The 13070-nt window shown below is 61.5% G+C and carries 9 protein-coding genes and 1 pseudogene; 5 read left to right on the top strand and 5 right to left on the bottom strand.

Annotated features, from left to right (window positions below; translation table 11 throughout):
- Nucleotides 1–148 precede the first annotated feature (148 nt).
- The gene (locus ACCD00_RS01760) at nt 149–2077 is read left to right on the top strand and encodes a transglycosylase SLT domain-containing protein (protein WP_413421402.1); all 1929 of its coding nucleotides are present in this window, start codon (nt 149–151) and stop codon (nt 2075–2077) included.
- 99 nt (nt 2078–2176) lie between these two features.
- Here the strand turns inward: ACCD00_RS01760 and ACCD00_RS01755 are convergent, their stop codons facing one another.
- Nucleotides 2177–3964, bottom strand: coding sequence for an ABC transporter transmembrane domain-containing protein (locus ACCD00_RS01755; RefSeq protein WP_413421554.1), 1788 nt, complete (start codon nt 3962–3964; stop codon nt 2177–2179).
- Nucleotides 3965–4215: 251 nt separating this feature from the next.
- On the opposite strand from ACCD00_RS01755, the gene ACCD00_RS01750 reads away from it, so the two are divergent.
- Nucleotides 4216–4395 (top strand): PA1571 family protein, encoded by a 180-nt coding sequence (locus ACCD00_RS01750; protein WP_413421401.1) that lies wholly within the window; start codon nt 4216–4218, stop codon nt 4393–4395.
- A gap of 79 nt (nt 4396–4474) precedes the next feature.
- Here ACCD00_RS01750 and ACCD00_RS01745 read toward each other — a convergent pair.
- Together ACCD00_RS01745 and pdxB are read right to left on the bottom strand one after the other, a co-directional pair.
- Nucleotides 4475–4561 (bottom strand): annotated as a pseudogene (locus ACCD00_RS01745) (outer membrane lipoprotein carrier protein LolA); the annotation flags it as partial.
- A gap of 65 nt (nt 4562–4626) precedes the next feature.
- Nucleotides 4627–5769 (bottom strand): 4-phosphoerythronate dehydrogenase PdxB, encoded by a 1143-nt coding sequence (gene pdxB / locus ACCD00_RS01740; protein WP_413421399.1) that lies wholly within the window; start codon nt 5767–5769, stop codon nt 4627–4629.
- Nucleotides 5770–6024: 255 nt separating this feature from the next.
- Between pdxB and ACCD00_RS01735 the strand changes: the two genes are divergently transcribed.
- Nucleotides 6025–7425: an MATE family efflux transporter gene (locus ACCD00_RS01735; protein WP_413421397.1), complete on the top strand. Its 1401-nt coding sequence runs from the start codon at nt 6025–6027 to the stop codon at nt 7423–7425.
- Between the two features lie 131 nt (nt 7426–7556).
- Here ACCD00_RS01735 and tusA read toward each other — a convergent pair whose 3' ends face one another.
- On the bottom strand, nt 7557–7808 hold the full coding sequence (gene tusA / locus ACCD00_RS01730) for a sulfurtransferase TusA (RefSeq protein WP_057400193.1): 252 nt from the start codon (nt 7806–7808) through the stop codon (nt 7557–7559).
- 196 nt (nt 7809–8004) lie between these two features.
- Complete coding sequence (gene rlmM / locus ACCD00_RS01725) at nt 8005–9078, bottom strand: 23S rRNA (cytidine(2498)-2'-O)-methyltransferase RlmM (RefSeq protein WP_413421394.1); 1074 nt, start codon at nt 9076–9078, stop codon at nt 8005–8007.
- A 298-nt stretch (nt 9079–9376) separates the two neighbouring features.
- Here rlmM and acnA point away from each other — a divergent pair, with 298 nt between their 5' ends.
- Both acnA and ACCD00_RS01715 read left to right on the top strand, forming a co-directional pair.
- Nucleotides 9377–12118 carry an aconitate hydratase AcnA gene (acnA, locus tag ACCD00_RS01720; RefSeq protein WP_413421392.1) on the top strand — a complete coding sequence of 914 codons (2742 nt, stop codon included), beginning with the start codon at nt 9377–9379 and terminating at the stop codon, nt 12116–12118.
- 127 nt (nt 12119–12245) lie between these two features.
- A complete protein-coding gene (locus ACCD00_RS01715) occupies nt 12246–13037 on the top strand; it encodes a CPBP family intramembrane glutamic endopeptidase (RefSeq protein ID WP_413421390.1) in 792 nt (263 codons plus the stop codon).
- Nucleotides 13038–13070: the final 33 nt, after the last annotated feature.

Here is a 13070-nt window from a genome sequence, read left to right as displayed (position 1 = left end):
CTCTCGTAGCACTCTGAACGACAAATGTTGCGAACTGATGCGGGAACGCCCGCAAAGCTTTCGCCGGCTGCTGGCAAAAGGCTAAGCTACAGACAATTCAGTGCGGGCCCGGCCCGCACTTGTCATGATTTCTCTGCCCGGACGTCTCATGCGCAGTCGCCTCTTCAGACTTTTATCCTGTTTTCTTCTCTCTGCCGCTGCCGTTCAATCCGCCCAGGCGGTGGACCTTTCCACCCAACGCCAGTATTACGATGAAGCCAAACGCGCCCTGGCCAAGGGCGATAGCGGCCCGTACTTCCGTTACAGCCAGGCCCTCGCCGATTATCCACTGGAACCGTACCTGGCTTACGACGAGCTGACAGCACGCCTGAAAACCGCGAGCAACGCCGAAATCGAGAAATTCCTCGCCGAACACGGCGACCTGCCCCAGGCCAACTGGATGAAACTGCGCTGGTTGCGCTGGCTGGCGGAACGGGGCGACTGGGCGACCTTCGTCAGGTATTACGACCCCAAGATGAACTTCACCGAACTGGACTGCCTGAATGCGCAGTACCAGGTCAGCCATAACCTCAAATCCGAAGGTTATGCCAACACTGAAAAGCTCTGGTTGACCGGCAAATCCCAACCCGAGGCCTGCGATGCCTTGTTCGGCATGTGGGCCGCGGACGGCCAGTTGACCGAGCAAAAACGCTGGGAACGCGCCAAACTCGCGGCCCAGGCGCGCAACTACCCGCTGGCCAACAGCCTGGTCAACGGCATGACCACCCTCGCCCCTCGCGGTCGCCTGCTGGTGGACGTCGCGCAGAAACCGGAACTGCTCAACCAGCCGTCACGCTTCACCCCGGCCGATGAAGCCATGTCCGACGTGGTCAGCCTCGGCCTGCGCCGCCTGGCTCGCCAGGACCCGGACAAGGCCATGGACCTGCTTGATGGCTACGCCAGCAGCATGCACTTCTCCCGGGATGAAAAAGTGGCGATCGCCCGGGAAATCGGCCTGACCCTTGCGCGACGTTTCGACAGCCGTGCGCTGGATGTCATGACCAAATACGACCCCGAGCTGCGCGACAACACGGTTTCCGAATGGCGCTTGCGCCTGCTCCTGCGCCTGGCGCGCTGGGACGATGCCTATCAGTTGACCCGCCGCCTGCCCCAGGACCTGGCAACCACCAACCGCTGGCGCTACTGGCAGGCCCGTAGCCTGGAACTGGCGCAACCGCAGAATCCGGAAGCGCAGACGCTCTATAAAAGCCTGGCCCGCGAACGCGACTTCTACGGCTTCCTCGCCGCCGATCGCTCACAGTCGCCCTACTCGCTGCTCAACAAACCGCTGGTGCTCAGCCAGGCCACCATCAACAAAGTGCGCAACACCCCTGGCGTGCGCCGCGCCCTGGAGCTGCACGCCCGCGGGCAGGTCGTCGATGGTCGCCGCGAGTGGTATTACGTCAGCCGTCACTTCAGCCGCGACGAAATGGTCGCCCAGGCCAAGCTGGCCTACGACCTGAAATGGTACTTCCCGGCGATCCGCACCATCAGTCAGGCGCAGTATTGGGACGACCTGGATATCCGTTTCCCGATGGCTCACCGAGAAACGCTGGTGCGTGAAGCGAAGAACCGCGGCCTGCATCCGAGCTGGGCGTTCGCCATCACCCGCCAGGAAAGTGCGTTCATGGACGACGCCCGCTCCGGGGTCGGCGCCTCGGGCCTGATGCAACTGATGCCCGCCACCGCCAAGGAAACCGCACGCAAGTTCAGCATTCCCTATAGCTCGCCACAGCAATTGTTCGATCCGGACAAGAACATCCAGCTCGGTGCCGCCTACCTGAGCCAGGTGCACAGCCAGTTCAACGGCAACCGTGTGCTTGCCTCCGCCGCCTACAACGCCGGCCCCGGCCGCGTACGCCAATGGCTGCGCGGTGCGGACCACCTGAGTTTCGACGTGTGGGTAGAAAGCATCCCATTCGACGAAACCCGCCAGTACGTGCAAAACGTATTGTCGTACTCGGTGATCTACGGTCAGAAGCTCAATTCGCCACAACCGATCGTGGATTGGCATGAGCGGTACTTCGATGATCAATGATCACTGTAGGAACGAGCATGCTCGCGATGGACATTAGAGTGCCGCCGGGTGTCAGGCATCCCGCGTCATCATTGACGACCATCGCGAGCAGGCTCGCTCCTACAAGAGTTCCCCAGCGTTAATCAATCCATCACTGAACTGCAACGCCGCCAACCGCGCATACAACGCATTGCTGGCGATAAGCTCCTGATGCGTCCCCACCGCCACCAGTTTCCCCTGATCCATCACCGCGATCCGGTCGGCGTTTTTCACCGTGGCCAGGCGATGGGCGATCACCAGGGTGGTACGGTTTTTCATCAGGCTCGGCAGCGCCTGCTGGATCAGGTGTTCGCTCTGGGCGTCGAGGGCGCTGGTGGCTTCGTCGAGGAGCAGGATCGGGGCGTCCACCAGCAGCGCACGGGCGATGGCCAGGCGTTGGCGCTGGCCGCCGGACAGGCCGAGCCCGCCATCCCCCAGATGCGTCTGGTAACCGTTGGGCATGGCTTCGATAAAGTCATGGGCGTAAGCGATTTTTGCCGCTTCCTGCACCTCGGCCGAAGTCGCCTTCGGATTACCGTAGCGAATGTTTTCTTCAATGCTGCCGAAAAACAGCGCCGGGGTTTGTGACACCAGGGCGAAGCAGCGGCGCAGATCCAGTGGATCGAGTTGAGTCAACGGCACGCCATCGAGCAGGATGCGTCCCTCGGCCGGGTCGTAAAAGCGCAGCAGCAAGTCATACACCGTCGACTTGCCAGCCCCTGATGGCCCGACCAGCGCAAGCGTCTCGCCGGCATTGACGGTCAGGTTCAAGCCGTCGACAGCATAACTTTCCGGCCGCGACGGGTAGGAAAAACGCACATTCTGCAATTGCAGGTGGCCGTCGACCCGTTCCGGCAGCGTCACCGCGCCCGACACCGGTGGCAGAATGATGTTTTCCGAGCGCAGTAACTCGGCAATCCGTTCGGCCGCGCCGGCTGCCCGCTGCAATTCGCCGATCACCTCGCTCAACGTGCCGAACGCACTGCCGACGATCAGGCTGTAGAACACGAATGCCGCCAGCTCGCCGGCAGAAATTCGCCCGGCGATGACGTCCATGCCGCCAACCCAGAGCATCACCCCGACCGCGCCCAATACCAGGACGATCACCAGGGTAATCAGCCACGCCCGCTGGAAGATACGCTTGCGCGCGGTGTTGAAGGCCTCCTCCACCGTCACGGCAAACCGTCCCTCGTCCTGGGCCTGATGGTTGTAGGCCTGCACGGTCTTGATCTGGCCAAGGGTTTCCGACACATAACTGCCGATATCGGCAATCCGGTCCTGACTCAGGCGCGAGAGGTTACGCACCCGGCGTCCGAAGATCAGGATCGGCGCGATCACCAGGGGCAAGGCCACCACCACGATGCTGGTGAGCTTGGGGTTGGTGATGAACAACAGGACGATCCCGCCGATCACCATCAGCAGATTGCGCAAGAACAACGACAGCGAAGAACCGATGACCGACTGCAGCAGCGTGGTATCGGCGGTCAGGCGGGACTGGATTTCGGAACTGCGATTGTCTTCGTAAAACCCGGGGTGCAGATAAATCAGATGATTGAACACCTGACGCCGTATGTCGGCGACGCAGCGCTCGCCGATCCACGACACCAGGTAAAACCGCACAAACGTACCGATCGCCAGCCCCATGACCAGCAACATGAACAGAGCGATGGACTGGTTGAGCAGATGCGGTGACTGGGTCATGAACCCCTTGTCCACCAGCAGGCGAATGCCCTGCCCCATGGACAAGGTGATGCCAGCGGTGACGATCAACGCCAGCAAGGCGCCGAAGGCCGGCCAGCGATATGGCTCGATAAAACGACTGGCCAGGCGAAAGGCACGGCGGTGACGAACAGAGAGCATCGAATTCATCCAGGACAAAGCAGTCAATAGAGTCAGCCTACACCGCTCAATGGGGTGGCTCGCTGCAAATCACAATGAGTCAGGTTAATTATGTCCGCCAACACTAGAGGCTAGACGCTATTGGTCTAAAGTTCGGCTAGCCACGTGGTGGCATTTCTGGTGGACTGGTTCTGTCCCCCGGGAAAGATCGCAGGGAGTTGTCATAGCCCGGTCACCTGGCGGTTCTACAGTAAGCACACAACCTGATGAGGAGACAGGCCATGTCCTTGCAACACAGCAGCGATGACAAGATTCAAGTGATCCGCACGCAACCAGACCAGTCTCTGGGTTGCTCGATTATTGACGAGCAGGGTCGCGAAGTACCGATCACTGAAAAGATGATCCAGACCGCTTGCCGCGAACTGGAAAAGCGATTGGTCAAACCTGCCGAACAAAAGTGATATAGCCACCGTCTTCTTGACCCGGCCCATTGTTGGCCGGGTTTTTTATTGCCGGCAAAAAAAGCAATTACCCCTTCTCTGTAGGAGCGAGCTTGCTCGCGATGAACCTGAGAGCACCGCGGGGTGTCAGGTTTCCCGCGTCATCGTTGGCGACCATCGCGAGCATGCTCGCTCCTACAGGGGATTTGTGGTGCATGAAGATCCTGCTCGCGAAGGGGCCACCGCGGTCCATCAGATTGCCGTCGCCCCCAACGCCGCCACAATCCTCTGCAGCTCAGCCGAGTCACCCTCGATCCGCACCTGCAACCCGTCGATCTCACGGCGCGACGGGTATTGCTTGCGCAGCACATCGAATGCCGCACGCTGCTCGCTGACACTGCCGACAAGGCTGCGACGGAAATCCGCATCGTCACGACGCGGGTCATACACGCCACGGCAGAGCATCGCCAACGCCCAGGCCGGGTCGGTTTGCGCATCCAGGGTCACGTGCGACAGCCACGGCGCCGGCAGCAAATCGCTCAGGCTGACGCGGGCCGGTTGCCCGAGGAAGTCGCAATACGCCTGATAGATCTGCGCGGTCCCCCGCTGCCTGCCATCGAGGCTGTAACCGGCAATGTGCGGCGTTGCCAGCACGCACAGTTCGGCGAGCGCCACGTCGACTTCAGGCTCGCCTTCCCAGACATCGAGCACCGCTTGCAGGTCTTCGCGCTCCAGCAGCACATCGCGCAGTGCCGCGTTGTTGACCACAGGTCCGCGACTGGCATTGATCAGCCAGGTGCCGGACCTGAGCTGGTTCAGACGTTTTTCATCGAATAAATGCCAGGTCGACTGCTGGCCCTGCTTGGTCAATGGCGTGTGCAGACTGATGACGTCGCACGTCTCGATGATCTGCTCGAGGCTGACGTAGTCACCGCCTTCAGCCGCTTGCCGTGGTGGATCGCACACCAGCACCTTCCAGCCCAGGCCTTGCAGGACCTTGACCAGCCGTCCGCCCACTTCACCGGCACCGACCACACCGTAGGTCCGCCGGGTCAGGTCGGCGCCTTCGATTTCGGCCAGGGTCAGCAAGCTGCCGAGCACATAGTCGACCACGCCGCGGGCATTGCAGCCCGGCGCGCTGGCCCAGGTGATACCGGCCTGCTGAAAGTAATCCAGATCCAGATGATCGGTGCCGATGGTGCACGTACCGACAAAGCGCACCTTGCTGCCTTCGAGCAGCGCGCGATTGACGTTGGTCACCGAACGCACCAGCAGCACATCGGCCTGCTCGACCGTGGCACGGTCGATGGCGCGCCCCGGCATCCGGCGGATTTCACCGAAGCCTTCAAAGAAAGCATCGAACAGGGGGATATTTTCGTCGGCAACAATCAGCATGGCAGGCTCCTTTGGCGGGTTGGCAGTGTAGGCGCAGAATGCATCCCTGTGTAGGAGCGAGCATGCTCGCGATGGGCGTTAACGATAACGAGGGCTGCCTGAATGAACTCGATGCCCTGACATTCATCGCGAGCGAGCTCGCTCCTACGGGGAGAGCGGTGCGATTACAAATACCCAACACAGTCTTTTCCTGACCGCTGCGTCAACGCGTAGAATGCGCGGCCCTGCGCATCAAAACCTCTGGACGCTTCGCTTGTGAATTCCGTGACTGACACTACCGCCACCCCACGCACGACCCCGGTTCGCCTGGAACTCAAGGGCCTGCTCGGCCTGGCTCTGCCCATCATGATCGCGCAACTGGCCACCACCGCCATGGGCTTCGTCGATGCAGTCATGGCCGGCCGCGTCAGCCCGCGGGACCTGGCCTCCGTGGCCCTGGGCAACTCGATCTGGATTCCGGTCTACCTGTTGATGTCCGGTGTGCTGCTGGCGACCACACCCAAGGTCGCACAACGCTTTGGCGCCAGGCAGTTTGACGAGATCGGGCCACTGGTGCGCCAGGCACTGTGGCTCGCACTGTGTGTCGGGCTGATCGGCAGTGGCCTGCTGCTCGGCGCCGAGCCGATCCTGCACTGGATGAAAGTCGATCCACAATTGATCGAGCCGAGCATGGGTTACCTGCACGGTATCGCCTTCGGCTTGCCGGGCATGGCGTTTTATTACGTACTGCGCTGCTACAGCGATGGCATGGGGCGGACCCGTCCGAGCATGGTCATCGGCCTGTGCGGCCTGCTGCTGAACATCCCGCTGAACTATGCGTTGATCTATGGCCATTTCGGTGCACCGGCCCTGGGTGGCGTCGGTTGCGGTTGGGCCAGCGGTATAGTGATGTGGTTCATGGCCTTGAGCATGGCCGGCTGGACGTTCTGGGCCCCCTTCTATGCCCGCACCCGCGTGCTGGTGCGCCTCGACCGTCCGCAATGGGCGGTGATCAAGCGCCTGGTCGGCATTGGCCTGCCGATCGGTATCGCGGTCTTCGCCGAGTCCAGCATCTTCGCGGTCATCGCCCTGTTGATCGGCAGTCTCGGTTCTACCGTGGTGGCCGGGCATCAAATCGCTCTCAATATCAGCTCCTTGCTGTTCATGATTCCTTACTCGCTGGGCATGGCGGTAACGGTGAGGGTGGGTCAGGCACTGGGGGCCGGCAATCCCTGGCAGGCACGCTTTGCGGCGAAGGTCGGGCTCGGCGCGGCACTGGTGTTCGCGGCATTCTCGGCGAGCCTGATCCTGCTTTTGCGCGAGCCTATCGCCTCGATCTACACGCCTGACAGGAACGTGATCCAGATTGCGTCGATGCTGATTGTCTATGCCGCGCTGTATCAGTTTTCCGATGCCATCCAGGTGATTTGCGCAGGCGCGTTGCGTGGCTACCAGGATACCCGGGTGACGATGATCCTGACCTTGTTCGCCTATTGGGGCATCGGCCTGCCGGTCGGTTACGTGCTGGGACTGACCGACTGGTTCGGTCCGGCCAGCGGCCCGAGCGGGCTGTGGGAAGGGCTGATCGCCGGCTTGAGCTGTGCGGCGCTGATGCTGTCGATCCGCCTGACGCTCAGTGCGCGCAAACGGATTCGTAACAGCCGCTCGGCCGGTTGACTTGCGAAAATTGTAGGAGCGAGCTTGCTCGCGAAGGTCGTGAACGATAACGCGCAAAAACCAGATGCCCAACAGCACCTTCGTTATTTTCGCGAGCAAGCTCGCTCCTACAGTGGCGTCATGATGCGAGCTTAAACAGACTTCTTGCGAATCCAGTAGAGGTAGGTGCCTTCCTCCTCATGCTGCCCCACCAGTTCGTGGTCGAGAAACACACAGAACTTGGGAATGTCGCGACGGGTCGACGGGTCGGTGGCGATCACCTTGAGCAGGCCGCCGGGCACCAGGTCACGGATGTGCTGGTGCAGCATCATCACCGGCTCGGGGCAGTTGAGGCCGGTGGCGTCGAGGGTGCCGTCTACCGGCGTATCAAGCATTTCACTCATGATTCACTCCTGAAACTGGCCGGCATTGTCGCGCATTGCCGGGTGCAACGTCATCTGTGGCAAAACGCCGCCCTGGTGGGATTACCACTGACCTGTGGGAGCGGGCTTGCTCGCGAAAGCGGTGTATCAGCAACGTTGATGTCGACTGACACGACGCCTTCGCGAGCAAGCCCGCTCCCACAGGGGGTCTCGTCAATCAGCGGGTCTTGGGTTTCTTCACGTCCAGCCGACGCAAATGGCACGTCACTTCCTCGCGGTCGTGGTACAGCTGCTTGCAGCCGATCTCGACCTTGATGCCCCGTGCCTTGAAGCCATCGGCAATACGCTCCAGCAACCGTTTCACTTCGGCATAACGCTGTTTCATCGGCAGCTTGAGGTTGACCACCGCCTCGCGGCAATGGCCGTCGCCGATCCACTCTTCCAGCATCGCGGCGTTACGCGCCGGCTTCTCGACGATGTCGCAGACCATCCAGTCCACCGGCTGCTTGGGCTTGAAGGTGAAACCGTCGGCCATCAGATGTTGCACCAGACCGGTGTCCATCAGGCTTTCGGCCATCGGGCCGTTGTCGATGGCGGTCACCAGCATGCCGCGGTTGACCAGTTGCCAGGTCCAGCCACCGGGAGCGGCCCCCAGGTCGACGCCGGTCATGTCGCTGTGCAGGCGCTCGTCCCACTGGTCGCGCGGGATGAAGTGGTGCCAGGCCTCTTCCAGCTTCAGGGTCGAGCGGCTCGGCGCCTCCCGTGGAAACTTCAAACGGGGAATGCCCATCGGCCACATGGCCGAGTTGTTCGATTCGGCCAGGCCCATGAACACTTCACGACCGCTTTTGAAGGTCAGCAGCAGACGCGGCTTGTGCGCGTCCTCCACCAGTTTGCCAGCAGCCATCAGCGCCTTGCGCAGGTGCACTTCGAATTTCTTGCAGAAGTTCGACAGTTCCTTGCCATCGTTGGTGTCGACCATTTCCAGCCACAGGCTGCCGCACAGCGGAAAGTCCGCCATATGATCGAGGATCACGCTGATGCGGTCGGTTTCCGGCAGGTCGATGAATATCCCCCGGGCCCACTGGCGCGGGAAGATCAGCTCGGCGAAACGCTGCCCGCGCATCAGGCGCTCGGCGCCGTCTTCTTCGGTGCAGACGAATTCGGCGCAAGCCGTGGCGGCCTTGGCCTTGGCATAACCGGCCACGTTCAGCCGTGCGGCAAGGTCGGAAATCTCGGAACAGACTTCACCTTCGAAGCCCGGCCGGCAATGCATGAATAGGGTGTTCATTCTTACTCCTGGACCCTGTAGGAGCGAGCAGGCTCGCGATGGACTCAAGGGCGGCGCATGTATTCAGGAAACACGCGTTATCGTTAACGTCCATCGCGAGCAGGCTCGCTCCTACAAAGAGAGACCGCTTGCGCTAAAGCAAAGCCTGTCACGAAAACCGGCGCATGATAGCCGAGATCGGGAGCTGGAGCTTGTCGATAGAGTCCGGTTATTAGCCAGCTACCGAAAACAGGGCTAGGTTTAAGGCTCTGTCCGTTCCCTCAGTCCGTAGCCGTGCGGACTTAAAGGAGTGATTGCAATGCCGTCCCTCGATAGCCTGAAGACTTTGAAAACCCTGCAAGTCGGCAACAAGACCTACCACTACTTCAGCCTGCCCGCTGCCGCCAGGAGCCTGGGCGAGCTGGACAAGTTGCCGATGTCGTTGAAGGTACTGCTGGAAAACCTGCTGCGCTGGGAGGACGAAAAAACCGTCACCGGCGCCGACCTCAAGGCCCTGGCCGCGTGGCTCAAGGAGCGTCGCTCTGACCGCGAAATCCAGTACCGCCCGGCGCGGGTGCTGATGCAAGACTTCACCGGCGTACCGGCGGTGGTCGACCTGGCCGCCATGCGTGCGGCGATGGCCAAGGCCGGCGGCAATCCGCAGCGGATCAACCCCTTGTCGCCGGTGGACCTGGTGATCGACCACTCGGTAATGGTCGACAAGTTCGCCAGCAGCAGCGCCTTCGAGCAAAACGTCGACATTGAAATGCAGCGCAATGGCGAGCGTTATGCGTTCCTGCGCTGGGGCCAGAGTGCCTTCGATAATTTCAGCGTGGTGCCGCCGGGCACCGGGATCTGCCACCAGGTGAATCTTGAATACCTCGGCCGCACGGTCTGGACCAAGGACGAGGACGGCCACACCTATGCCTTCCCCGACACGTTGGTGGGCACCGATTCCCACACCACCATGATCAACGGCCTCGGCGTGCTCGGCTGGGGTGTCGGCGGTATCGAGGCGGAAGCGGCGATGCTCGGGCAACCGGTGTCGATGCTGATTCCGGAAGTGATCGGTTTCAAACTCACCGGCAAGCTCAAGGAAGGCATCACCGCCACCGACCTGGTGCTGACCGTCACCCAGATGCTGCGCAAGAAAGGCGTGGTGGGCAAATTCGTCGAATTCTACGGCGACGGCCTCGCCGACCTGCCGCTGGCCGACCGCGCGACCATCGCCAACATGGCTCCGGAATACGGCGCCACCTGCGGTTTCTTCCCGGTGGACGAGGTAACGCTGGAGTACCTGCGCCTGTCTGGCCGTACCCTCGAAACGGTGCAACTGGTCGAGGCCTACAGCAAGGCTCAGGGCTTGTGGCGCCTGCCCGGCCAGGAGCCGCTGTTCACCGACAGCCTGGCGCTGGACATGGGCAGTGTCGAAGCCAGCCTCGCGGGACCGAAACGCCCGCAGGACCGGGTGTCGCTGCCGAATGTCGCCCAAGCCTTCAGTGACTTCATCGACCTGCAATTCAAGCCCACCAGCAAGGAAGAAGGCCGCCTGGAAAGCGAAGGCGGTGGCGGCGTCGCCGTCGGCAACGCCGATATGGCCGGTGAAGCGGATTACCACCACGAAGGCCAGACCTATCGCCTGAAAAACGGCGCGGTGGTGATTGCCGCCATCACCTCCTGCACCAATACCTCGAACCCGAGCGTGATGATGGCGGCCGGGCTGGTGGCGAAGAAAGCCGTGGAAAAAGGCCTGAAGCGCAAGCCTTGGGTGAAGAGTTCGCTGGCCCCCGGCTCGAAAGTGGTCACCGACTACTACAAGGCGGCCGGCCTGACCCAATACCTCGATGAATTGGGCTTTGCCCTGGTCGGCTATGGCTGCACCACCTGCATCGGCAACTCCGGGCCGCTGTCGGAGCCCATCGAGAAAGCCATCCAGCAAGCCGACCTCACAGTGGCTTCCGTGCTCTCGGGTAATCGCAACTTCGAAGGCCGGGTGCATCCATTGGTGAAAACCAACTGGCTGGCCTCCCCGCCGTTGGTGGTCGCTTATGCGCTGGCGGGCACGGTACGTACCGACCTCAGCCGCGAGCCATTGGGCAATGACAAGGACGGCAAACCGGTTTACCTGCGGGACATCTGGCCAAGCAGCAAGGAAATTGCCGACGCGGTCACCCAGGTCAACACCGCGATGTTCCACAAGGAATACGCCGAAGTGTTCGCCGGTGACGAGCAATGGCAGGCAATTGAAGTCCCGCAAGCGGCGACCTATGTCTGGCAGGACGACTCAACCTACATCCAGCATCCACCGTTTTTCGACGACATCGGCGGCCCACCGCCAGTGGTCAGGGATGTCAGCGGCGCGCGCGTCCTGGCACTGCTCGGCGACTCGGTGACCACCGACCACATCTCCCCCGCCGGCAACATCAAGGCGGACAGCCCGGCCGGGCAATACCTGCGCGACAAAGGCGTGGAACCGCGGGACTTCAACTCCTACGGCTCGCGGCGCGGCAACCATGAAGTGATGATGCGCGGCACCTTCGCCAACATCCGCATACGCAACGAAATGCTCGGCGGCGAGGAAGGCGGCAACACCCGCTACATACCCACCGGGGAGAAAATGCCGATCTACGACGCCGCCATGCGTTATCAGGCTTCGGGCACGCCGCTGGTGGTGATCGCCGGCCAGGAATACGGCACCGGATCGAGTCGCGACTGGGCGGCCAAAGGCACCAACCTGCTGGGAGTGAAGGCGGTCATCGCCGAAAGCTTCGAACGGATTCACCGTTCCAACCTGGTAGGCATGGGCGTGCTGCCGTTGCAGTTCAAGCTGGATCAGAACCGCAAGAGCCTGAAACTCAACGGCAGTGAAACCCTGGACATCCTCGGCCTGACTGGCGTCGAGCTGACTCCACGGATGAACCTGAACCTGGTCATAACCCGTGAAAACGGCAGCAGCGAAAAAGTCGAAGTGCTGTGCCGCATCGATACGCTCAACGAGGTGGAGTACTTCAAGTCCGGAGGGATTCTGCACTACGTGTTGCGGCAATTGATCGCGTCTTGACCGAGCGCTGACAAAGACACCGCCTTCGGGCGGTGTTTTTGTTGGGGACAGTCAGTAAGCTATCGCGAGCAAGCCCGCTCCCACAGACGGTGGCCGCGCGCCGCAAATCCCGACACAAGGACTTCAAATGATTGCCCTGCCATGGACGTTTCTGGCCCTGCTCACCCTCGGCTATGGACTGGCGCTGACTTACGGCCATCTCGGTTGGCTCTCTGCAATCTCGGTGTTCCTGTTACTGGTCGCCGGTGCGGCGGTTCGCCAGCGCGAAATTCCTTTTGTTCGCTATCTCGGCCACGGGCTGTTTATCGTCCTGGCTTTGACCCTGGCGACACATTGGCTTCCCGGCTTCTACAACGGTCGCGGTATCGATCCCCAGCGTTTCACCGATAACGCCGTGTTATTTGCGATGCACCTGAATCTGGACAAACCGCTGATCGGCTTCTGGCTGTTGCTGGTTTGCCCGTGGATTGTCGGCCGCCGTTCGCTTCGGCCAGCGCTGTATGCCACCTCACTGGCACTGACCTTGAGCGCCCTGCTGGCACTGGGCGGCGCGCTGTTGCTGGGGGTCATCGCCTGGGCGCCGAAATGGCCGGATCAAGCCTGGTTGTGGTTGCTGAACAATCTGCTGCTGGTGACGCTGGTCGAGGAAGCACTGTTCCGTGGCTACATCCAGGGCGGCCTGAGCCGGTGCCTGAAACACCGCCCCCAGGGTGAAAACCTCGCCCTGTTGCTGGCGTCATCGGCCTTCGGCCTGGCCCATATCGGCGCAGGATGGCAGTGGGTGTTACTGGCAACGCTGGCCGGGGTCGGCTATGGCCTGGCCTACCGTTTCGGTGGGCTGGCGGCCGCAATCGCCAGCCACTTTGGCTTGAACCTGCTGCACTTCGGCCTGTTCACCTATCCGATGCTCGCCGGCTGACGCATGGGTCATTTTGCGACGCATGGCTGATTA

This window comes from Pseudomonas sp. Pseusp3 (genome assembly GCF_047304225.1).
GTDB classification, from domain to species: Bacteria; Pseudomonadota; Gammaproteobacteria; order Pseudomonadales; family Pseudomonadaceae; genus Aquipseudomonas; species Aquipseudomonas fluorescens_CD.
Note: the sequence above shows the minus strand (reverse complement) of the source record. Positions and strands in the feature narration are given on the sequence as shown.